At 43.3% G+C, this 22,217-nt stretch carries 22 protein-coding genes, 2 pseudogenes and 1 riboswitch; of the genes and pseudogenes, 17 read left to right on the plus strand and 7 right to left on the minus strand.

All coding sequences use genetic code 11. The features are described 5' to 3' along the window. Positions 1-17 precede the first annotated feature (17 nt). From ACTHRG_RS07755 to ACTHRG_RS07775, 5 genes are all read left to right on the plus strand, one after another. A complete protein-coding gene (locus ACTHRG_RS07755) occupies positions 18-863 on the plus strand; it encodes a DUF72 domain-containing protein (RefSeq protein WP_076258808.1) in 846 nt (281 codons plus the stop codon). A 116-nt stretch (positions 864-979) separates the two neighbouring features. Beyond that, positions 980-1,282 (plus strand): YunC family protein, encoded by a 303-nt coding sequence (locus tag ACTHRG_RS07760; protein WP_035329361.1) that lies wholly within the window; start codon positions 980-982, stop codon positions 1,280-1,282. 221 nt (positions 1,283-1,503) lie between these two features. Then, positions 1,504-2,598, plus strand: coding sequence for an HD-GYP domain-containing protein (locus ACTHRG_RS07765; protein ID WP_076258806.1), 1,095 nt, complete (start codon positions 1,504-1,506; stop codon positions 2,596-2,598). Positions 2,599-2,818: 220 nt separating this feature from the next. Further along, positions 2,819-3,565 carry a sporulation protein YunB gene (gene yunB / locus ACTHRG_RS07770; protein WP_048011994.1) on the plus strand — a complete coding sequence of 249 codons (747 nt, stop codon included), beginning with the start codon at positions 2,819-2,821 and terminating at the stop codon, positions 3,563-3,565. A gap of 64 nt (positions 3,566-3,629) precedes the next feature. After that, positions 3,630-3,836, plus strand: a riboswitch (Lysine riboswitch). 159 nt (positions 3,837-3,995) lie between these two features. Further along, entirely contained in the window at positions 3,996-5,573 is a 1,578-nt protein-coding gene (locus tag ACTHRG_RS07775; protein ID WP_076258803.1) for a Na+/H+ antiporter NhaC family protein, read from the plus strand. Between the two features lie 94 nt (positions 5,574-5,667). On the opposite strand, the gene ACTHRG_RS07780 is transcribed toward ACTHRG_RS07775, so the two are convergent. Continuing rightward, positions 5,668-6,534, minus strand: a complete 867-nt coding sequence (locus ACTHRG_RS07780; protein WP_076258801.1) for a YsnF/AvaK domain-containing protein — start codon at positions 6,532-6,534, stop codon at positions 5,668-5,670. Positions 6,535-6,995: 461 nt separating this feature from the next. On the opposite strand from ACTHRG_RS07780, the gene ACTHRG_RS07785 reads away from it, so the two are divergent. Together ACTHRG_RS07785 and ACTHRG_RS07790 are read left to right on the plus strand one after the other, a co-directional pair. Then, positions 6,996-8,513 (plus strand): sodium-dependent transporter, encoded by a 1,518-nt coding sequence (locus ACTHRG_RS07785; RefSeq protein WP_076258799.1) that lies wholly within the window; start codon positions 6,996-6,998, stop codon positions 8,511-8,513. Next, complete coding sequence (locus ACTHRG_RS07790) at positions 8,513-8,620, plus strand: methionine/alanine import family NSS transporter small subunit (protein ID WP_076258797.1); 108 nt, start codon at positions 8,513-8,515, stop codon at positions 8,618-8,620. Before ACTHRG_RS07785 ends, ACTHRG_RS07790 begins: the two co-directional genes overlap by 1 nt. A gap of 38 nt (positions 8,621-8,658) precedes the next feature. Here ACTHRG_RS07790 and ACTHRG_RS07795 read toward each other — a convergent pair whose 3' ends face one another. Next, positions 8,659-9,651, minus strand: a complete 993-nt coding sequence (locus ACTHRG_RS07795) for a M23 family metallopeptidase (RefSeq protein WP_076258795.1) — start codon at positions 9,649-9,651, stop codon at positions 8,659-8,661. A 315-nt stretch (positions 9,652-9,966) separates the two neighbouring features. On the opposite strand from ACTHRG_RS07795, the pseudogene lipA reads away from it, so the two are divergent. Next, a pseudogene (gene lipA / locus ACTHRG_RS07800) lies at positions 9,967-10,887 on the plus strand (lipoyl synthase); the annotation flags it as partial. A 69-nt stretch (positions 10,888-10,956) separates the two neighbouring features. On the opposite strand, the gene ACTHRG_RS07805 reads toward lipA, so the two are convergent. Next, positions 10,957-11,643, minus strand: a complete 687-nt coding sequence (locus ACTHRG_RS07805) for a YhcN/YlaJ family sporulation lipoprotein (RefSeq protein ID WP_076258793.1) — start codon at positions 11,641-11,643, stop codon at positions 10,957-10,959. Between the two features lie 167 nt (positions 11,644-11,810). Between ACTHRG_RS07805 and ACTHRG_RS07810 the strand changes: the two genes are divergently transcribed. Next, complete coding sequence (locus ACTHRG_RS07810) at positions 11,811-12,086, plus strand: YutD family protein (RefSeq protein WP_048011987.1); 276 nt, start codon at positions 11,811-11,813, stop codon at positions 12,084-12,086. Between the two features lie 57 nt (positions 12,087-12,143). On the opposite strand, the gene ACTHRG_RS07815 is transcribed toward ACTHRG_RS07810, so the two are convergent. Both ACTHRG_RS07815 and ACTHRG_RS07820 read right to left on the minus strand, forming a co-directional pair. Continuing rightward, entirely contained in the window at positions 12,144-12,431 is a 288-nt protein-coding gene (locus ACTHRG_RS07815) for a cytosolic protein (RefSeq protein WP_076259004.1), read from the minus strand. A 102-nt stretch (positions 12,432-12,533) separates the two neighbouring features. Continuing rightward, positions 12,534-12,800, minus strand: coding sequence for a DUF3055 domain-containing protein (locus ACTHRG_RS07820; protein ID WP_035331963.1), 267 nt, complete (start codon positions 12,798-12,800; stop codon positions 12,534-12,536). 229 nt (positions 12,801-13,029) lie between these two features. Between ACTHRG_RS07820 and ACTHRG_RS07825 the strand changes: the two genes are divergently transcribed. The 3 genes from ACTHRG_RS07825 (at position 13,030) to ACTHRG_RS07835 (ending at position 15,481) form a co-directional block, all read left to right on the plus strand. Continuing rightward, positions 13,030-13,470: a DUF86 domain-containing protein gene (locus tag ACTHRG_RS07825; protein ID WP_076258790.1), complete on the plus strand. Its 441-nt coding sequence runs from the start codon at positions 13,030-13,032 to the stop codon at positions 13,468-13,470. A 70-nt stretch (positions 13,471-13,540) separates the two neighbouring features. Next, on the plus strand, positions 13,541-14,167 hold the full coding sequence (locus tag ACTHRG_RS07830) for a helix-turn-helix transcriptional regulator (protein WP_440230959.1): 627 nt from the start codon (positions 13,541-13,543) through the stop codon (positions 14,165-14,167). 546 nt (positions 14,168-14,713) lie between these two features. After that, positions 14,714-15,481, plus strand: coding sequence for a TIGR01457 family HAD-type hydrolase (locus ACTHRG_RS07835; protein ID WP_440230960.1), 768 nt, complete (start codon positions 14,714-14,716; stop codon positions 15,479-15,481). A gap of 32 nt (positions 15,482-15,513) precedes the next feature. Here ACTHRG_RS07835 and ACTHRG_RS07840 read toward each other — a convergent pair whose 3' ends face one another. Beyond that, positions 15,514-16,017, minus strand: coding sequence for a phosphatidylglycerophosphatase A family protein (locus tag ACTHRG_RS07840; protein WP_035331967.1), 504 nt, complete (start codon positions 16,015-16,017; stop codon positions 15,514-15,516). A 256-nt stretch (positions 16,018-16,273) separates the two neighbouring features. On the opposite strand from ACTHRG_RS07840, the gene yutH reads away from it, so the two are divergent. The 5 genes from yutH to thrB all read left to right on the plus strand — a co-directional run bounded on the left by yutH (position 16,274) and on the right by thrB (position 21,811). Next, positions 16,274-17,281: a spore coat putative kinase YutH gene (yutH, locus tag ACTHRG_RS07845; protein ID WP_440230961.1), complete on the plus strand. Its 1,008-nt coding sequence runs from the start codon at positions 16,274-16,276 to the stop codon at positions 17,279-17,281. 73 nt (positions 17,282-17,354) lie between these two features. Further along, positions 17,355-18,317, plus strand: coding sequence for a 2-hydroxyacid dehydrogenase (locus ACTHRG_RS07850; RefSeq protein WP_440230962.1), 963 nt, complete (start codon positions 17,355-17,357; stop codon positions 18,315-18,317). A gap of 205 nt (positions 18,318-18,522) precedes the next feature. After that, positions 18,523-19,821 (plus strand): homoserine dehydrogenase, encoded by a 1,299-nt coding sequence (locus ACTHRG_RS07855; RefSeq protein ID WP_076258779.1) that lies wholly within the window; start codon positions 18,523-18,525, stop codon positions 19,819-19,821. Further along, entirely contained in the window at positions 19,818-20,879 is a 1,062-nt protein-coding gene (gene thrC / locus ACTHRG_RS07860) for a threonine synthase (protein ID WP_076258776.1), read from the plus strand. Before ACTHRG_RS07855 ends, thrC begins: the two co-directional genes overlap by 4 nt. Further along, entirely contained in the window at positions 20,876-21,811 is a 936-nt protein-coding gene (gene thrB / locus ACTHRG_RS07865) for a homoserine kinase (protein WP_440230963.1), read from the plus strand. The genes thrC and thrB overlap by 4 nt, the downstream gene beginning before the upstream one ends. A gap of 43 nt (positions 21,812-21,854) precedes the next feature. On the opposite strand, the pseudogene ACTHRG_RS07870 reads toward thrB, so the two are convergent. Next, positions 21,855-22,076, minus strand: a pseudogene (locus ACTHRG_RS07870) (NifU family protein); the annotation flags it as partial. Positions 22,077-22,217: the final 141 nt, after the last annotated feature.

Here is a 22,217-nt window from a genome sequence, read left to right on the forward strand (position 1 = left end):
CAAACGGAGGTGTTTCAATGATTATCATAGGCGTAACAGGCTGGGGCGATCATGATAGTCTTTATACAGGCGCCATTTCGCCGAGAGATAAATTAAAGGAGTACGCCGGCCATTTCCCGACAGTGGAAGTGGACTCCGCATTTTATGATGTGCAGCCGAAGCGCAACTCCGCCAGATGGGTAAAAGACACCCCAGATGGTTTTCAATTCATTGTAAAAGCCTATCAGGGCATGACGGGCCATCAGAGAGGCGAAATTCCTTTTGAAAGCAAGGAAGAAATGTTTGAAGCGTTTAAAGATTCTTTGGAGCCTTATATCGAATCCGGCAAACTCGCTATGGTGCTGTTTCAATTTCCGCCATGGTTTGACTGCAAAAAAGCCAATGTCGATTACCTTCGCTGGTGCAAGGAGCAGATGGAGGATATCCCCTGTGCCTTGGAGTTCAGGCATCAATCATGGTTTCGGCCGGAGTTTAGGGAAAGCACGCTAAGCTTTATGAAAGAGGAAGACTGGATTCACAGCATCTGTGACGAGCCGCAAGCCGGTGAGGGTTCTATTCCAATGGTTCTGGAAACAACCAGTCATGATAAGGTTCTTGTTCGGTTTCACGGCCGAAACGTTCACGGCTGGCAGAAAAAGAATGCGGACAACTGGCGGGAGGTCCGCTATCTTTACCGCTATAACGAAAAAGAACTGGCAGAATGGGCAGAACATCTAAAAATGCTCGAGAAAAAATGTAAAAATGTATTCGCCGTTTTCAACAACAACTCCGGCGGTGACGCGGCAGACAACGCTAAACAAATGATCGAAATGCTTGAAATCGAATATCAGCAGCTTGCTCCCAGACAGCTAGATTTATTTTAAACCGGGTGATAGGCACCTATACCACTTCAGCCAACTGGTATAGGTGCCTGCCACGTTCACCCTTTTCTTTGTCCGCACATATTGTGTAAGGGAAAAGGAAAGGAGTGGGTGCAGGTATGATTGATTTGAAGCCGATTGATATAGATGGCCACACTTTTTTGAGTGTTTCGGTGCAGCTGCCGAAGACCAATCTGCTGGTGGTAACGAATGATAAAGGGTATATCATGTGCGGAGCCCTGGATGTAGCTTTGCTGAATGAGAAGCTTAAGGACCGCAAAGTAATTGCCGGCAGGGCTGTCGGTGTAAAAACGATAGATCAGCTGTTAAATGCCCCGCTTGAATCTGTCACTTATGAGGCCGAGGAGCTGGGAATTGTTAAAGGAACGATCGGAAAAGAAGCACTTCTCAAAATGATCTAAAGGCATGCCTGAATAGGCCTGTCTTTTTTTATGCATTAGGCGCTTTTCACATAAATTATTCTATCCGCAAGTAAAAGCGGGTTATACTTACATAAATCTTTCTATCCGGAAATATATCATAAACCCACTCTCAAGCTGGGAAATTTGTCGTATAATGTAAATAAAACCAAATAATGCCCGAAATATAAAGTAGCACCGAAAAATGGATATGGGAGATACATATGAGATTAGCAGCAACCAATACAATTGAGACTGGCAGTGTTTTGGCCAAAGCTATATATAATGACAAGGGTCAGGTCCTTTTGCATGAAGGTGTGGAGCTGGCAGATAAATTAATACATAAACTGCAGGAAATGGGTATTACCTATGTGTATATCAAGGATTTACGCACTGAGGATATCCAATATAAGGACCCTCTGACTCCCCAAATGCGCAAACAGGCTATCGAAACCATTGAAACCGTTCTGAAGGAAGTACAAGCAAATAAAGAGTTATCAGGCTCTCTGGTAATTGAGAATGCCTCCAAGCGGCTCTCAGGGCTGATACGTCAGCTGATCAGTGAAATAAGGGGAAATAAAGAGCTTCTTACGATCCTATCAGATGTTTATACATATGATCACTATATATTCACACACTCCCTGAATGTGACTCTTTATTCACTGGCAATCGGGATGAAGCTTCAGCTCCTGCCAAAGGAACTTGAAATCCTGGGGCTGGGTGCTATTCTTCATGATGTCGGAAAGATGAAGGTGCCTGCAGATATTCTTATGAAACCGGGTAAATTGACAGAAGACGAATTTAAATCAATAAAGAAGCATCCGGAAGATGGATTTAATATATTAAGAAAAGTAGAGACGATCCCTCTCCTCGTTGCACATTGCGCCTTTCAGCATCATGAGAGATTAAATGGTTCAGGCTATCCGCGCGGCCTGCAGGGGAACGAGATTCATGAATTCGGCAAGATAATTGCGATTGCCGATGTGTTTGACGCAGTAACATCCAACCGCATTTACAGGCAGGCTATGCTCCCCCACGAAGGGCTGGAAGTTCTGTATGCAGGGGCCGGAAAATTATTTGATAAGAAAGTCATTGAAGTTTTCCGTAAGGCAGTAGCCGTGTATCCAGTTGGTGTTACAGTCGAGCTGAATGATGGAAGAAAAGGTGTTGTCTGCCGGCAGAACGCGGGTCTCAGCGACAGGCCTGTTATCCGGATACTTGAAGAAAAGGGCAGGAATGTGGTCCCATATGAAGCAGATTTAAGGCTTGAATTGAATTCTGTTATTACAGGCTGTGATACAACTTTAGTACAACAATAAAGTGAAACTTCAATCAGTGGGGGGGCTTTATCCCCCGCTGATTGTTAGTTGAACCAATCGGGCCATTACGGGCAGTTTGACCCCCGCTTATCCTCCTTTGATTCCGCTGAGTCTGGAGTGGGGTCTTACTGCCCGTTAGACTGAGATAAACTATTTTGGATTTTTGAGCCTAGTTCCCTCCTTTACAGCATACATATAGCTTGTAAAGGGGGGATTTGTTTTGGCAAAATTTCGCGGCCGGCTGCCCCGGAAAGGTCCTCTTCCATTTCGTTATGTATTTCTTTTGACCTTTGTATTTTTTGTTATCTCAACAGCTGCCGGCCTCTGGATTATCAATGAAGGGCTTAAACCAACACTTATGAGCTATGCCGATTCACAGACAAGGAAAATCGCATCATTGGTGATAAACAATGCGATTAATAAAAAAATTACCAATGTGATGGATTTGGAAGATATGTTTGAAGCGAGCGAGAGCGGTGTGGTCAGCATAAACGTGGAAAAGCTGAACAGAGTCAAAGCGGAAGTAACCGAACTGGTTCAGGATAATATTAAAAAAGCGGAAAAGGGCGATTTGGATGCGTTGGAGTCCTTTACAGACGTGGAAATCAACACGGAGGAAATGCAGCACTCAAATGGAATTGTCTATTACGTGCCGCTTGGCCAGGCAACCAATAATGCCCTCCTTGGTAATTTGGGTCCCCGTATACCGGTGAAGTTTAATGCAGTCGGTTCCGTTACCTCCAATTTCATAACTGAAACAAAGGATCACGGAATAAATAATGTGGAAGTGAAGGTGCTGGTCCGCCTGGACGTACAGGTTCAAATTATCATTCCTTTTGCCACCAAAATTATCACAGTACAGGAAGATGTGCTGGCCGCTTATGGCATTTATCCTGGAAAGGTCCCGCAATTTTACAATGGCGGAGGGGGTACCTCGCCATCAATCGAAATACCGGCCGGCCAATAAAGCTTGCAAATAGATTGGTATTTTGATAAGATTCTACTATAATTTCATAAAACCTTATCATATCCGATGGGGTAGAGGTGCAGGGTTCATAAGTATGCTGTGTGAGGATGACAACGACGACCGCAGCCGAAAGGGAATGTTGCCGAAGCAAGATTAGTGAGTCAGAACTATTTTTGCTGGGGTTACTTCGAATAGGAGTAACACTGTCATTATGAGGGGAAAGTATGAATATACTTTGTCAAAGCCTTCATAATGGGGAGCTACAGATCGTGATGGAGAAACTAATTACTTCAAAAGAGTAATGATAGATTTTTCTCTATCGTTACTCTTTTTTTATTTTGGTTTTTGTCATCATCCTTGTTGTTCCCCTGATTGCAAAACGGACATGCCGCGTGGCGGTGATCCAAAAAAAACAAGAGGAGGACAAGAAATGACTAACACGATTTTCTCCCTGCTGCCGCCTTTGGTAGCAATCGCTATGGTTATCCTGACCAGGCGCGTATTGCTGTCACTGGGAGTGGGGATTGTAACAGCCGCACTATTGCTGGCTGAATTCAGCATCACAGAAACCTTCAGCATCATTTGGGATGCTGTAAAAGGAATTTTTGTTTCGGACGGAGAGCTGAACACCTGGAATGTATATATTATTCTATTCTTGCTTGTATTAGGAGTTATTACTGCATTTATCTCTATCTCAGGCGGAAGCCGCGCTTTTGGAGAATGGGCGATGAAGCGGGTCAAGACCCGTGCAGGCGCACAGATTGTTGGAGCTGTTTTAGGTATTATCATTTTCATTGACGACTATTTCAATGCTCTTGCAGTCGGTCAGATTTCACGTCCCATTACAGACCGCCAGCGCGTATCCCGTGCAAAGCTGGCGTACCTGATTGATTCGACTTCAGCACCTGTTTGTGTGGTTTCACCGGTTTCCAGCTGGGGAGCATACATTATTGCGCTGATCGGGACAATCCTTGCTGCACATAATGTTACCGAGTATTCAGCTTTCTCGGCATTTATTCAAATGATTCCCATGAACCTTTATGTATGGGCTACTCTTGCTATTGTATTTATCGTGGCGTTAAGAGGCATAGAGATTGGGCCAATGAAAGTACATGAGAAGCGGGCAGTTGAAGAGGGGCTTGTAATGGATCCAGAGAAGCCTGCACCTGGTGAATTGAAGGACGACCTTCCAACAAGTTCGAAAGGATCTGTCGGCGATCTTGTCTGGCCAATCATTGCTCTTGTCATTGGTACAGTGGGCTCAATGTTTTGGACGGGTTTACAGGCGGTTGAAGGAAATGCGACTGTATTACAAATATTTGAGAACACGGATGTCTCTAAATCCCTAATCCTTGGTGGCCTCGTGGGTCTATTGGTTTCGTTAGGTTTATTCTTCCGTCAGGCGTTCTCCTTGAAGGGCGTTAACCCGAATGTTTTTGGGAAAGGAGTATGGGAAGGCATTAAATCCATGCTTCCAGCTGTTTATATCTTGCTGTTTGCCTGGGCGATTGTTGATTTAATCGGCCGTCTGGAAACTGGAAAGTATTTAGCCGGTCTTGTGGAAAGCTCAAATATGAGCACATCATGGCTTCCGTTTTTACTTTTCGTCATAGCGGGAATTATGGCATTCAGCACCGGAACTTCATGGGGATCTTTCGGCATCCTGCTTCCGATTGCTGGAGACATTGCCGCTGCAACAGATATTTCTCTGTTATTGCCGGCTATGTCTGCTGTCCTTGCCGGTGCCGTATTCGGCGACCATTGTTCACCGATTTCAGATACAACGATTCTTTCTTCAACAGGTGCAGGCTGTAACCATATGGACCATGTGATGACTCAGCTTCCATATGCCTTGATCTCAGCGGGAATCGCTGCTGTTGGATATCTGGTCATCGGATTTACTGGCAGCACTGTTATCGCATTACTTACAGTGGCTGTTCTTGTAGCGGCATTTGCTTTCCTTGGACGCGGCAAAAAAGAAGCCTGGCAGGAGAACAGGGCAAGTTAGAAACTATAAAAAAGGCCTTCTCTTTGAGAGAAGGCTTTTTTAGATGCTGTCCAACATAAATGAAAAGGTTCCCCTGGAGGGAACCCTTTTAATTTTATAGGTTATTATTTTTTCTATTTAAGTCTTCATCTTCTGTAATGTGTTCATGCCCTCCCTCAAAATGCACTTCTTCTTTCTTGAGATTTTCCTTGACCTGCTGTGTTTCCTGAACTTCCCGTTTGCCTACGACAATCTCTTCGGTGACCACGGGCTTTTTGGAGACTTCCACACGCTCTTCTGTAATAGGAATCCTGATTGTTTCATCGTCCGATATTGGTGAGACGCCGGCGCCATCCGGATCATCCACTTTTCTTCTTTCTACATATACTTCTTCATGCTCGACAGGTACATTTATTGTTTTTTGTTCTTCAACTACGTCCTTTTGGATCTCAACTTCTCCGGCTTGTACACGTTCCTTCGACACATCGAGCTGTTCTTCCCGCAGTTTTAATGATTGCTCATCATCTGCAGCTGAATTTCTTAGCTCATCATATCCGTCAGTGTAAGTGCTGTGCTCTTTGGCTTCAGCAGTTCCTGCATTGGCAAAGCCAGTTGAAGTATCAATTCTTTCACTGTATAAAATGATTTTCCCCTCGTTCACATACGTTTCATACTTGCGGGCATCATCATCTGACATGCCCAGTTCTCTGAACTTTTCACCTGCAGAGTTGCTGCTCATGCGGTCATCATCAAACCAGGATGCCAGACTGTTTAAGAAGCCTGCACTTTCACTGCTGTCTCTATTCTTAGTCTCGAAGGTTTCTGTATGAACACCGGTTTTATCTTCAAGAGATGTATCCAGATGTTCTGACTGCGCAATGATCGAAAGCTCCTGAACAGGGTATCCCTCATTTTGCAGTTCTTGAACGGCATTTACCGCTTCCCTTTGTGAATTATAAACTCCGATAATATTGGTATCCATTTGTAAAAACCTCCTTATGATTTTCATTCTATATTTGGAAATTTTTAAGCACATTGGTTATATTCCCGAGGCCACCGAGACCAAACGAGGTTAATTTTGACATCCATGGTTGTGTATTTAGAATTATCTGAATAAACTGCGAAAGTTTTTAAGTTTTAGGAATAAATTTTACAAAGGAGGTGAGGACAGGAATAACTTGGTCAGTTTTGTTAAGATAACTCCTGACCGGGTGGAATCCAAATGGAAATTAAAATAGGAATATATTAATTTTCTTAGACGCTTTACTCTGGTATTGTGCTAAAACTAATTATTTCGAAAAATATTACTATTAGGAAAATAATGTTTTGACAGAATATCAAAAACTAGCTATACTAGGCTTAGTTAGATTTAATTATCTGAAAATATAAAAAGTTCCCATTGTTCTTTTTAATTGGGGATATCTACAGGGGGTAGGATTTACTATGGATAATCGTCCGCAGTGGGGATCCAGAGCTGGGTTTATTATGGCAGCTGTGGGTTCTGCAATTGGTCTAGGAAACATTTGGCGTTTCCCGGCAGTTGCTTATGAAAATGGAGGGGGAGCATTCTTTTTTCCATATTTGTTTGCCTTGCTGACAGCAGGTATACCGCTTTTGATTATGGAATTTACAATTGGCCATAAGTTCCGCGGATCAGCACCATTGTCTTACGCAAGATTAAGTAAAAAATACGAATGGCTGGGCTGGTGGCAGGTCGCCATTTCATTTGTCATTTCAACATATTATGCAGTTATCATCGCATGGGCAATGTCATTCGCAGGCTTCTCGTTTAATCTTAAATGGGGAGACGATCCAAACGGATTCCTATTTGGAGAATATTTAAAGCTTGCAGAAACACCAGGAGATGTAGGCGGAATTGTACCGGGAGTCTTCATACCGTTAGTTATTGTCTGGGCTGTGACACTTGGAATCCTGTTCAAGGGAATTAAAAAAGGTATCGAAATCGCGAACAAAATCTTTATTCCAGTTCTTGTAGTTTTATTCTTAATTATCGTTGTTCGCGCATTGACTCTTGATGGAGCTATTGCTGGTTTGGATGCTTTCTTTAAGCCAAACTGGGAAATGATAGCGGACCCTAAAGTCTGGGTAGCGGCCTACGGCCAGATCTTCTTTAGCTTATCAATTGGATTTGCCATCATGGTAACCTATTCAAGCTACCTTCCAAAGAAAACGGATTTGACAAACAGTGCTTTCATTACCGGCTTTGCAAACTCCGGTTTTGAACTTCTTGCTGGTATCGGTGTTTTTGCTGCACTTGGATTCATGGCTGCACAGCAGGGTGTAGGCATTAATGAGGTTGTATCATCAGGTGTAGGATTGGCATTCGTTGTATTCCCGCAGATCATTAACGAATTCCCTGCTTTAAATGGCTTATTCGGTTCTTTCTTCTTTATCTGTTTAACACTGGCCGGTTTAACATCGTTAATCTCAATTGTTGAAACGTTTGTTGCCGGAGTACAGGATAAGTTTAATGTTTCACGTAACAAAGCTGTTCTTGTAGGCGGCGGTTTATCTGCTGTTATTTCCATCCTCTTTGCGACTCAGGGCGGTCTATACTTCCTGGATGCAGCGGACTACTTCATCAACCAATTTGGTGTTGCGCTAGCAGGACTGGTACAGGTAGTTATTGTAGGATGGGTGCTTAAAGAGCTCAAGAATCTTCAGAATCATGCAGATGCTGTATCTGATATTAGACTGGGTTCCTGGTGGAAGATATGCTTGACAGCTATTACACCAATCGTGCTTGGCTATATGATGATTCAAAACATTATTACAAATATTAAAGAGAATTATGAAGGGTACCCTACCAGCTTCCTTCTTTATTCCGGCTGGGGAGTAGCAATAGGAGCCATTATCTTAGGATTTGTGTTTATGGCTATTAAAAAGAATGATACACAGTCTAAGCTTAGAATACCAGCTGATAAGGAGGTATCTCAATAATGTCTGGAAGTGCAATTACAATGATGGTGGTTGGGATGCTCATTATCTGGGGCGGCCTTGCAGCAAGTATCATAAATGCTGTGTCCAAAGCAAAAAAAGCTAAATAACTTATGAAGGACTGCCTGGCTAATGGGCAGTCCTTTATTTATTTTCTTCTGGCTTTTATCCTATCTTGTCTTTCCCATAATCTTAAGTGTGGATATGGATCGTAGGACCATTCAGTATAGCCGTTGTCTTTGTAGATGCCATAATGAAGATGTGGCGGGAATTTGCCTGATGTACCCGGAGGCCCATATCCGGAGCTTCCTACTCCGCCTATCATCATGCCGGGTTCAACGATTTGACCGACTCTTAGCTCCTTTGCAAACCCGCTTAAGTGGGCAAAATAATGGTAATTGTTATTAATGTCACGGATGCCAATTCTCCATCCTCCATATTTGTTCCAGCCCTTCATTTCCACTATTCCGTAGGAAGTAGCCCGGACGGGTACCCCGTAATCAGCGAAAATATCGGTTCCCTCATGAATCCGTCTCCCGCCCCAGCCCCTTGCGTCACCCCAGGTATTTCTATAGCTGTAATTGCTCCTCAAAGGGACAGGGAAGGCGTGATCATCGAGATCAAGGCGGCCGAACTGTTTGTAAATTTGGGCTTTGCCGATGATAATGCCTACAGCTTTATCCCGCTTATAATAATTCCACAATCCAATTTTTAAATTATCATGGTCTGTACCATAGGAGAGAAGGAAATTTGCAAAGGAATGAAGAACATCTTCATCACTTTTCAAGCTGGCTTTACCGTCCCCGTCCCCGTCAAATCCTATTCCATCGAAAAATTGTATGGATGCAGGGTTTTCATCAGATGGATTTGGATTCAAAATCCCCGCCCATTCTTCAGGTTTGAAATAGATTCCTGTAATGCCTTCAGCTTTGGGAATATCCCTTCTTGACTGCCGGACATTCCTTTCATACTGATCAATCCCCGCAAGGTAATACCAGGGAATGTTCGTAACCGCTTCAACTCTTTTATATAAGGCCATTCTTTGTGTATATATATCAGCTGCATTTTCTTCGGCACTGACTGTACATAAGGAAATCAGAAAAAACGATAAGGCTGCAGCAGCGGTAAATATAATCCGCACGGAAATCCTCCCTTCTGTGATGGTCTGCTTATATAGTTTGTGATGAATGGATAATTTAATAAATATCAATTAATGGTAATACCAGAATCTTCGGCTTGTCCTCTTCATTTCATTATGATAAAGTGGCATCAGGTGAAGCCTAATCAGCTTAGTCGGATTTGTTTTATGACTGGCTTTTTTAATGGGCAGGAAAGTATAAATTCTGAAGTCAGAAAACTGTCTAGCTCAAGCAGCATAACCCCCTCGAAGTTTCCTCAGGGGCGGACAAGGGCGCTTGCGCTTTTCTTTACGTCTAGCTTCAGACTAAGGAGTGGGAAAATGAGCAAGAAAGAAGAGTATTTGCGCAAGCCGGAATGGCTGAAAATAAAGTTGAACACAAATGAAAATTATACTGGCCTAAAAAAAATGATGAGGGAAAAGAACCTGCACACTGTATGTGAAGAAGCTAAGTGTCCCAATATCCATGAATGCTGGGCAGTAAGAAGAACGGCTACATTTATGATTCTTGGCGATGTTTGTACGCGTGCCTGCCGTTTCTGTGCAGTCAAAACGGGCCTGCCGACTGAATTGGATCTACAGGAACCGGAACGCGTGGCTGATTCTGTGGCTCTTATGAACTTAAAGCATGCTGTAGTAACAGCCGTTGCAAGAGATGATCTAAAGGACGGAGGTGCTGCTGTTTTCGCAGAAACAGTACGTGCCATTAGAAGAAAAAGTCCATTCACTACCATTGAAGTATTGCCTTCCGACATGGGCGGTGTTTATGAAAACCTGAAAACACTTATGGATGCCCGTCCCGATATACTCAATCATAACATCGAAACTGTTGAGCGCCTGACTCCAAGAGTAAGAGCACGTGCGAAATATAAGCGCTCTCTTGAATTTTTAAAGCGTGCAAAAGAAATGCAGCCGGATATCCCTACAAAATCCAGCCTGATGATCGGGCTTGGCGAAACCAAAGAGGAAATCATTGCGGTAATGGATGACCTGCGTGCTCATGATGTAGACATTATGACAATAGGGCAGTATCTGCAGCCATCCAAGAAACATATTAAAGTGCTGAAGTATTATTCACCTGAAGAATTCCAGGAGCTGAAGGACATTGCAATGAGCAAAGGATTCAGCCATTGTGAAGCAGGTCCTCTTGTCCGATCTTCCTACCATGCTGATGAACAGGTAAATGCGGCAGCTAAACAAAAGCAGATTATGGGAGAAAAGGAAATTCAGCAAGCATAAAGTAAAAAGAGTCCAGCGCCATCGCTGGACTCTCTTTTTTGCAATACAGGAAGAGTCTCCCTCAAAGGGTTAACGATTCCCTGCTTTTTTAACGGCTTCTCCAAGGTCATCTTTATCCATGTCATCATTTCTTTCGCCTTGCATTTCACCGTTTTCATTTTCACTTTCACTCATTTTTTCTCCTTGAGGAGATTTAAGCATTTGTTTGATTAACTGGTTAATGCCATTTTCAGCATTACGTCCATCAGAATCCACTGTTGCATAGTTTTCAACATTTTTCCTTAATGATGTATCGTCACTTACATAGACATGATACCATCTTGGGACAACAGACATAGCCATCTTCTTGACCTGATCAGCTGTCTGATTTCTGTTTTTTGTGTCAGTATTATATACAATCAGGACTTCTTCATCTGTCACAAGAGTTGAAATGTCGTCCACATTCGGAACTTCTGTGCAATATTTCCCGATAATATCTGCAACCTGTTCACGGTCAATGGCAGCATAGTGGTCCGCTGAAACGTTGTCTCCCATAATTGGGCTTTTTTGATGGCGTACATATCCGAAGTCTTCACCGATATTGTTTCTGCCATTCCGGCCGTTGCCCATATTCCTATTGTATAATTCAGCACGCTGGTCATTTACATTTATTGTATGACCGGTTTCTTCATAGATATCCTCTTTTGCGGCATTATTTTGGCAGGCAGTCAGTGCAGCCATGCTGCTAATGCCGAGAATGATTAGTGATTTTTTCACTATAAACACCTCCTCATTTATAGAATTGCCACGGTTATATTTTTTTCTCTTAGTAATTGATGGGGAATCAGTTATAATTTAAATAGGACAAGTTATTGGTTTGTTTTCATATCATGTTATTTCCAATATAATACTGTTACATATGCTCTTATAATGAGGTGAAAAAATTGGTTAGCATTAACAATATCAGTTATGAATTGATCCAGGAAGAACGGGATGGTTTCAATGAGGAGGCATTCCGGGCCAGATATAGCGAAATTTTATCCAGATATGACTATATTGTCGGGGACTGGGGATATGGACAGCTTCGTCTCCGCGGTTTTTTCGATGATCAGAGCCAGAAAGCTTCATTTGATACAAAAATCAGCACACTTACCGAATACCTTTACGAATTCTGTAATTTTGGCTGTGCCTATTTTGTTGTGAAAAAAGTTAAAAGCTAAAAAGGGCAGGGGAAACCCGGCCCTTTTATTTAAAATTCAAGTGCGCATGCGCTTTGCTTAAGTCTCTGTGTATGGCGGCTCTTCGTTTTTATCAAGGTCGTCATGCGGAGGGTGCGCACCTGGCATTTGCCGCGGCAAGTTTTGGTGAAGGGACTTGAACTCATAGTTAAAGGCACTGTAATAGCGCTGGCCCTCCTGCCAAGGGGTGCTTTTATTCTCTACCGGTTCATCCGCATTTCTCGGAGCGCCATATGCCCCTTCAGGCAAGTCCTCGGGAATCAGGAAATTCCTTTGGGTTTCCACATTTGAGAAATCGGTGTATGTGCGTCTTTCTTTATCGTCCATGCCATCACTCCTTAGGAAGTTATATGAAGCAGGGTCTTTAAAGAAGAAAAAAGAAGAACCCACAAAATAGGTTCCCCTTTAGTATCTGTTTATTATCGTATATTAAACGATTTCCATCAGAAATGATTTAAGGTCCTCTGCATCTTCCTCGGAAAGCTGAAATACATGCTCAAGATAGCCTTCTTCCTTTAAGTCATCTTCTCCAATGATGGCAAAGCGGCTTCCCTGGATATCAAGGACCAATTGTTTGCCGTAATAGCGATCAGAACGAACGATAGCTAAGTCGAATCTCTGGTTTTCCCCCATAAAGCTGACAAATCTGGTTTTTGTATCTTCAAGATCATCATATAAGAAAAAGCGTTCTGCCAAATATAACACTCCTTAGTTGTTTTATATACCGATTATAGCATGTCCTTTTAAGGTTTATCCCCCCGGAGCTGAAATAACTCAATGTGATCCCCATTGAAGGTATTGAAAACTTTATATACAATATAAAGGTATAGAGAACTTTAGGATTTCGGGTGGCTGTTGATGAAACGGGTGCAGGGCGAATGCTTAAACCAGGAGCCTGAAATCTTCATAGGAGGAACGAAGCGTTATGTATTTCGTAGACAGGGAAAAGATTGAAGACACACTCAGTTATCTGGAACAGCAAATCTCCCTTTTTGAAGAAGTGAAAGAGTGGACATCCCCTATAGAAAAGGCAGCATTGGAACGGATTGCCCAAATTATGATCGAAGCAATCCTTGATACCGGAAATACGATGATTGACGGTTTTATCATGAGGGATCCAGGCAGCTACGATGATATCGTGGATATTCTTGACGATGAAAAAGTAATCAGCAAGGAAATGAGCGAGAGCTTTAAACAATTCATTACATATCGTAAAATGCTCGTCCAAAACTACACAGATGTCAATCACGAGGGTCTGAAAGCAGCGATTAGCAGCCATATCCCCATGATTAAAGAGTTTCCAGGCCGGGTCAGAGAGTATCTGATCAATGAACTCGGACCGGTTTCTGCATTTAAACCTCAATAAGGATCGGAGAAATCCGATCTTTTTCTCCAGGGCAGATTAGTCTTGAATAAAGAGAAGGGCGGTGAATAGCATGCATATTGGAGAAAACTCCACAAGAGATATGATTCTGAGGTTAATCAAAACAGCGGGAAAACGATCCATACTGGAAATGGCCCAGGAGCTGAAAATATCCGAAATGGCCGTCAGAAAGCATGTTCAGTCCCTTGAAAAGGACGGATTTATTACATCTGCAATCCAGAGGCAGACAAAAGGGCGCCCTTCAAAGCTTTATCAGCTAACAGCAAAAGGAGAAGATTTGTTTCCAAAAAAATACAAGCAGCTAAGTGTTGAATTATTAAAAGAATTAAAAAGCATGGGGCAGGGCCATTTAATTACTGAGTTGTTTTCCAGGAGAAAAAGCCGCCTCATACAGCAGTATGAGTTTCAGACAGCGGGGAAGTCATTCTCTGAAAAGCTTCAAATCTTGGAGGAACTTCTTCTGCTTGAAGGCTTTATGCCGGAAGTTCGTTTAGAGGAAGGTCAGGTCCATCTCAAAGAATTCAATTGCCCATATATCAAAACAGCAGAAGAATTTAAACAAATCTGCAGATCTGAAAAGGAATTTATTAAGGATTTCCTTTCTGCTGATAAGGTTGATGTCAAATCCTGTATGGCTGCGGGTGACGGGTGCTGTCATTATATAATAAAGCAAGATTAAGCGAGGCTCCTGTTTAAGGAGTTTTTTTTTTGATGTTTAGAAAACTATAAAATCGCCGCTTGTTTATAACTTTGTGCATAAGTTTATCTACGTCTAGCTCCAGCGCCTACCCCCTCGAGGTCACAAGCTTGTCTTGTTTCGGCTCCTAGGGACTCGGGATCATAAGCCGTTTCCTTCCAGAAGGGAATACACCTTCTTACAGGAACCGTCTTATGCCTGTCGTCCCTAAGCAGTCGCCTCCACATTTCGGGCAATCTGCCCAGAAAGGTAAAGGACACCTTTCCGTGCAGCTCGTCTTGTGCTTGAGTCCCCCAGGATGGGGGTCATGCAGACGTTGCCACAGGACGTGGCGTTCTTAGTCTGCGTTCATTCGTGAGCAAGGCGCTTGCGCTTTTGTTCCGGGAAATACTGCGTCATCTGCAATCGTGAAAAATTGCACAATTCACCCTGTTCCTTTATGATATCTTTTATGGGCGAAAGCCAAGTTAAAAAGCAATAAATATAGGGATACTAATCAAAGCTCAGATCATAAGGGGAGGAAGAACTTTGAAAAAATATAAAGGTTACTTAATCGATTTAGATGGCACTATGTATCGCGGGACAGAGTTGATTAATGAGGCTGCCGACTTTGTCAAAAGGCTTCAGGAACTGGGTCTGCCTTATTTGTTTGTGACAAATAATTCTTCAAGAACACCAGGCCAGGTGGCGGATAAGCTTGTGAAGTTTGGCATTCCGGCTGAAGAGAGACAGGTATTTACAACGAGCATGGCCACTGCCAGCTACATATATGAACAGCAAAAAGATGCTTCTGTATATGTGATCGGAGAAGAAGGAATACGGGAAGCGCTGTCTGAAAAAGGGCTAAGCTTTGGAGAGGAGCATGCAGACTTCGTTGTGGTGGGGATTGACCGCTCAATTAACTATGAAAAGCTGTCCATTGCCTGTCTGGCTGTCCGGAATGGGGCAACCTTCATTTCCACAAACGGAGACATTGCCATTCCGACAGAAAGAGGCCTTCTGCCTGGCAATGGGTCACTAACCTCTGTCATCACTGTATCGACACAAACACAGCCTGTTTTTATTGGCAAGCCGGAATCAATTATTATGGAGCAGGCTTTGAAGGTGCTGGGAACTGCCAAGGAAGAAACGCTGATGGTTGGAGATAACTATGATACGGATATCTTAGCAGGAATGAATGCCGGTATGGATACCCTGCTTGTCCATACAGGGGTAACAACGAAAGAATTATTGAAGGGCTATGAGAGACAGCCGGACTTTGTACTCGAATCATTAACAGATTGGGACTTCAAATAGAAAAAGGATGGAGAAAAGTCTCCATCCTTTTTCTATTCAACATTTTCAGCACTATGTGCAAGTCTGCTCGAAGCGGCTGCAGCAATAGCTCCTACGATATCATCAAGGAAGGTATGGCATCTGCCTGAACTCTTATCGTTCAGATCCTTTAGAATGCCCGGCTTCAATTTATCGATATAACCGAAATTGGTAAATCCGATGGAACCATATACGTTTACAATGGATAAGGCCAATACTTCATCCGCACCGTATAGTCCTTCATCTGTAGCGATAATCGATTGCAGCGGCTCCAGGAGTTTCTTTTCCTCGGCCAGCATATCAAGCTGAATTCCTGTCAAAATGGCATTTTGCACTTCTCTTTTTGATAAGACACGCTCAACATTATGAATGCAATCCTTCATCTGCAAATCGGGGTGATATTTCTCCTGGAGGAAGAACACCAAATCAGCTATATCCTGTATTTCAACCCCTCTTTCATGTAGCCATTTACGTGCTGTCTGCTCTGTAAGGTTAACTGCTTTTTTTTCTTCATTCATTGGCTTCACCTTTTCTGTTAATAAATGATTGCGGTAAGTACATCAGGCCTTTAAAGGGCCTGTGCAGTTCATTTTTAGATTCTTTTCACTATGTATATACCCTTTTTTTATCAAATATGCCCACTGCCGCTCAAACGGAAAAAATTCATTTTCTATATCATTTCCATGGTACACAGTCTTATCCAAGAAAACAACAAGTTTTAAAGTCTTCAATCATATATATCCCTTAAGGATCTTTTTAAAATGAGGTGGTTTAATGTTTAGAAAGCTTTTGAAAGAACAATTTGGCATAGAAGCAGAAGATACAATCAGAATCGGAAAATATGACGCATGCCGGAAGCAGGGGCAACTTTATTTGCTTGTGCCTGCGGGGCATACAGATGAAGAAGAGCTTGATGAACTGGACCGAATGGCAGAACACCTGTCCAATAACGGAGATAGAAATATAAGCACTTTTTTGAAAACGAAGGAAGGCAAGCAGTCCATTGACTGGAATGATAGCCGTTTTTGCATTTTAGTTAATCGGCATACCATGAGCAGGAAGCAGAATCAGTTTGGACGAAAGCTGGCAAAGTTTCACTACAGAGGCAGGAGCATTTCTTTTCCTGTGAAAAAAACGAGCAGAATCGGGCAATGGAAACAGCTTTGGGAACAGCGGCTTGATCAAATGGAAAAGGTATGGAATGAGATGCTTTTCCAAAAACCCGAAAATGATTTTGAAAGAATGTTTTTAGAGTCCTTTCCATACTATATGGGGCTGGCTGAAAACTCAATACAGTATCTTGTGGATACAGAGCTCGACGATGAACCCGGAATGGCAGACAGCGGAACCGTATGTCATGTTAGACTGACATCTGGCACTTGGGGTGACAGTTATTATATGAAAAATCCATTTGACTGGGTATTTGATCACTCATCCAGAGATTTAGCTGAGTGGACAAGGGAAAAATACTTCCGAAATATCAAGACGTATCAGCCGGAACTCCGCCAATTTCTATCGGAATATCAAAGTGTAGGAGGATTATCCTCTTTTTCATGGCGGTTATACTATGCCCGTCTGTTGTTTCCCCTCCATTATTTTGAAACAGTAGAAAATTATTATGGCGCTGATTCTGAGCAGCAGAAGCTGGTGCTTCAGGAGCGCCTGCAGAAGTATCTCTGGCAGTCTGACGACCATGAGCGTTTTCTGGGAGGGTTTTTCGAATTTGCGGAAGTTCCGATCAAAAAACTAAGGATTCCTCTGGTGAATTGGATTAAGAACTGAAAAAAAGGCAGGGAATTCCCTCTTTCTTGGCGAAAGGAACAGTAACCTGAGAATGTGAAAAGGGGAAATTCCAATGAAACCATATGTATTTATAAGCAGGAAGCTTCCTGAAGATGTTATCGCCATATTAAAAGAAAAATACATTGTTAAAATGTGGGAACGGGAAGATGTGCCGGTTCCTTACGATGTATTTCTGCAAGAAGCAGGAAAGGCTGATGCCCTTCTAACCATGCTGTCAGAGCCGGTAAATGAGGAAGTTCTGAAAGCGGGGGAGAAGCTGAAGATCGTTGCCAATATGGCTGTCGGCTATGATAATGTGGACGTTGAGACAGCAAAGAGGCTCGGAATTACTGTTACCAATACACCTGAGGTATTAAATGATTCAACCGCCGATCTGACATTTGCACTTGTGCTTGCTGCTGCCCGCAGAATGGTGGAGGCTGCGGAGTTTGTGAAGAAAGGCGATTGGAAGAGCTGGAGCCCGCTGCTTCTGGCAGGCCAGGATGTGCATCATAAAACAATCGGGATTGTAGGAATGGGGAATATCGGAAAAACTGTGGCAAAGCGAGCCGCAGGATTTGATATGGAAATTCTATATCACAATCGCTCGAGGAAGACAGATGCAGAACAGGAACTGGGAGCTCGATATGTCAGCTTTGATGAGCTGCTCGATCGGTCAGATTTTGTTGTCTGTCTGACGCCATTGACAGATGAAACAAGAAATCTATTTAACCGAAATGCCTTCCGGAAGATGAAAGACAACGCTGTTTTCGTGAATGCCTCCAGAGGGCCGGTAGTAAATGAACATGATTTATATGAAGCCCTGAAGGCAGGAGAAATTGCGGCTGCAGGATTGGATGTTTTTGCGGAAGAGCCAATCAGCTCCGGACATCCGCTGTTAGAGCTGAAAAATGTGGTGGCCATGCCCCATATCGGGAGTGCAAGCATAGAAACACGCTATAGGATGATGCAGCTGTGTGTGGAAAACATTGATCTTGTTCTTTCAGAAAAGAAACCGAAAACACCGGTCAAATAGAAGTGATGAAGGCATCCATAGTGGGTGCCTTTATTGATAGAAAAAATTTTTAAAAAAATTTAAGCGTAATAAATCAGTATGTTAAGCGCTTCCACTTATTATTTTCGGAAAATTGCCTATTGTAAAAATCCCTCTCGCCCTCTATAATGTCTACTATACAAATACAAATGTACTTACATAGTGAACACTTTAAGGGGGAGCTAGCGTGGAATCAATCTCAATCGGTTTATTAGGGTTAGGAACAGTTGGATCGGGTGTCGTGCAAATCATTGAGAAACATCAGGATAAGCTTATGCACCAGGTCGGCTGTCCGGTTGTTGTAAAGAAAGTTCTTGTTAAAGATGTAAATAAAGACAGAGCCGTTAAAGTGGACAGGAATTTGCTGACGCTTAATCCTGAAGACATTTTAAATGATGCAGATATAGATGTAGTAATTGAAGTAATGGGCGGCATAGAGGAAACTAAAAACCATTTAAAGAAAGCGTTGGATAATGGAAAGCATGTAGTGACGGCAAATAAGGACCTGATGGCGGTATACGGGCCTGAATTGCTGGCTGCATCTGCTCAAAACGGGTGTGATCTCTTTTATGAGGCAAGTGTTGCCGGCGGCATTCCCATTTTAAGAGGGCTGGTAGATGGTTTGGCTTCTGACAGAATTACAAAAATGATGGGAATTGTGAATGGGACAACGAACTTTATTTTGACAAAAATGAGCAAGAATGGGAGCACTTATGAGGATGTTCTGAAAGAAGCTCAGGAGCTGGGATATGCAGAAAGCGACCCGACTGCAGATGTGGAGGGCCTTGATGCAGCAAGGAAAATGGCGATCCTGTCTACACTGGGCTTTTCCATGAATATTGACCTTGATGATGTAAAGGTTAAAGGCATTACGGATATTACGGAAGAAGACCTGCAGTACGGCAAGCAGCTTGGGTACATCATGAAGCTGATCGGGATTGCCCATCGGGAGGGGGAGAAGGTGGAAGTAAGTGTCCAGCCGACATTGCTTTCCGAGTCTCATCCTCTTGCATCAGTTCAGGATGAATACAATGCAGTATATGTTTACGGTGAAGCTGTAGGGGAAACGATGTTCTACGGACCTGGGGCAGGCAGTCTGCCTACAGCTACAGCTGTGGTATCGGATCTTGTTGGGGTCATGAAAAATATGCGTCTTGGCGTCAATGGAAAAAGCGCGGCAGTTCCTCAATATGATAAGAAATTAAAAGATGCAGATGAAATTTATTCGAAGTATTTCTTAAGAATGCATGTAAAAGATGAAGTAGGGACATTTGCCAACATCACATCCATTTTTTCAGAGCATCATGTCAGCTTCGAGAAGATCCTGCAGCTTCCATTAAAAGAAAAAGGGCTTGCTGAGATTGTGCTGGTTACCCACCAGGCATCCCTTCAGGATTATGAGGATATTTTAGTAAATTTAAGAGATTTGCCGGCAGTTCAATCAATCAAAAGTTCGTATCGTGTAGAAGGGAGCGCCAGAGTATGAGATGGGAAGGCCTCATAAAAACATATAAAGACTATTTGCCAGTTAGTGAAAATACACCAATGCTTACTTTAAACGAGGGCAATACTCCTCTGATCAGGCTGGATAAGCTCTCAAGGGACTGGGGCATTGACCTTTATGTAAAAACGGAAGGAGCAAATCCTACAGGTTCTTTTAAAGATAGAGGAATGGTTATGGCTGTTGCAAAGGCAAAAGAAGAAGGAAGCGATGCCATCATCTGTGCCTCCACCGGCAATACTTCTGCAGCTGCGGCGGCATATGCAGCAAGGGCTGGCATGAGATGTGTGGTTGTCATCCCTGAAGGGAAAATTGCCATGGGGAAGCTTGCGCAGGCTGTTATGTATGGAGCGGAAGTAGTATCAATTGAAGGGAATTTTGACCAGGCGCTTGCAATGGTGCGGGAAATTAGCAAAACAGAACCTTTTACTCTCGTAAACTCGGTTAATCCATATCGTCTTGAGGGACAGAAGACAGCGGCCTTTGAAATCTGCGACCAGCTTGGAAGCGCTCCGGATATCCTTGCATTGCCAGTAGGCAATGCCGGCAATATTTCTGCCTATTGGAAAGGGTTTAAAGAATACAATGAAGTGCGCGGCACTGGCCTTCCAAAAATGCACGGAGTACAGGCCGAAGGTGCAGCGGCCATTGTCCATAACCGTGTGTTTGAAAGTCCTGAAACAATTGCAACAGCCATCAGAATCGGAAACCCTGCAAGCTGGCAATTAGCCAATGCAGCATTGTCAGAATCAAATGGGAAAATTGATGAAGTCAGCGATGAAGAGATCCTATGCATGTACCGTAAACTTGCTTCATCTGAAGGGATTTTCGCTGAGCCAGCTTCATGTGCTTCACTTGCGGGGGTATATAAACAGCTGCGCAATGGGGAGATTCCTCATAAAACGAAAGTGGTGGCCATCCTGACTGGGAACGGACTGAAGGATCCTAATACAGCCATTGATTGCAGCCCTGTTAAGCCTGTTTTGCTGCCTAATGATGAAAAAGCAGTTGCGGACCATATCAAGGGAGCCGTTCACATATGAACGAAGGTGAAATGGTTGTCATCAAAGTACCCGGCAGCACGGCAAATCTCGGGCCAGGCTTCGACTCGATTGGCCTTGCCTTAAATTTATATTTGACGCTTGAAGCAGAGAAGGCAGACAAGTTTGAAATGATTCCTTTATCAGAGGCGCTAAGCATCTACCCTTCGGATGAATCCAATTTTATTTTTCAAGTTGCAATGGATACCGCGAAGAAATATGGCAGAGAGCTTCCGGGATGCAAAGCCCGCATTTCGAGTGAAATCCCTCTCACACGGGGACTTGGGTCAAGCGCTGCAGCCATTGTAGCGGGAATCGAATTGGCTGATGCGCTTTGCGGACTCCAGCTGACACAGTACGAGAAGCTGGAGCTGTCTTCCCGAATGGAGGGCCATCCTGATAATGCAGGTGCCTCCCTTCTCGGCGGCCTCGTTATTGGCTGCCTGTCAGAGGAGGAGGTATCCGTTCAGAGTATTAAAAATATAGAATTTGATATTATAGCAATAGTCCCCAAAGAAGAGCTCCTCACAAAGGAATCCAGAGGCGTTCTGCCTTCAGAATGGTCCTTTAGGGAAGCTGTCCAGGCTGGAGCAGTAGGAAATGTAATGGTAGCAGCCTTGCTCAGCGGGAATTACACCCTCGCAGGCAAGATGATGAGCGGAGACTTATTCCATCATCCTTACCGAAAGAAAATGGTTCCGCATTTGGAAGTCATTGAAAAAGCTGCACCTGGGCTCGGAGCATTTGGAGTTACCTTAAGCGGGGCCGGGCCGGCAGTTCTTTGCCTGGCTGAGACAGGATGTGCTCCCGCGGTGGCAGAAGGGCTTCGGAGACTGCTCCCGGACATGGAAATCATGCCCCTTAAAATTGATCAGGAAGGATGCACTGTTTTAAAAAAAAGCTTAGCTGAGCTGGAGATCCCCCATACAATATAAAAAAAGCGATGTCATGCAGACATCGCTTTTTGCAAAGGAAAAATTAAAATACTTGTTCTACTTCGACTACACCAGGTACTTCTTCCAAAAGAGCGCGCTCAATACCGGCTTTCAACGTAATCGTTGAACTTGGGCAGCTTCCGCATGCACCAAGAAGGCGCAATTTAACGATGCCATCTTCAACATCCACCAATTCACAGTCCCCGCCATCGCGAAGAAGGAATGGACGCAATTTATCTAATACTTCCTGAACTTGTTCAGTCATAGTTGTTTGTTCTGCCATGTGAAATCGACTCCTTTCCATACATTTATTATAATCAAATCAGTCTTAAAAATCTATTCCAAGAACGCAATTTCCACTCATTAGGAGAATATTTTTATCGCAGTCAAACGGGCAGTAAGATCC

Source organism: Cytobacillus sp. SAFR-174 (assembly GCF_051964675.1).
Lineage (GTDB): Bacteria > Bacillota > Bacilli > Bacillales > Cytobacillaceae > Cytobacillus.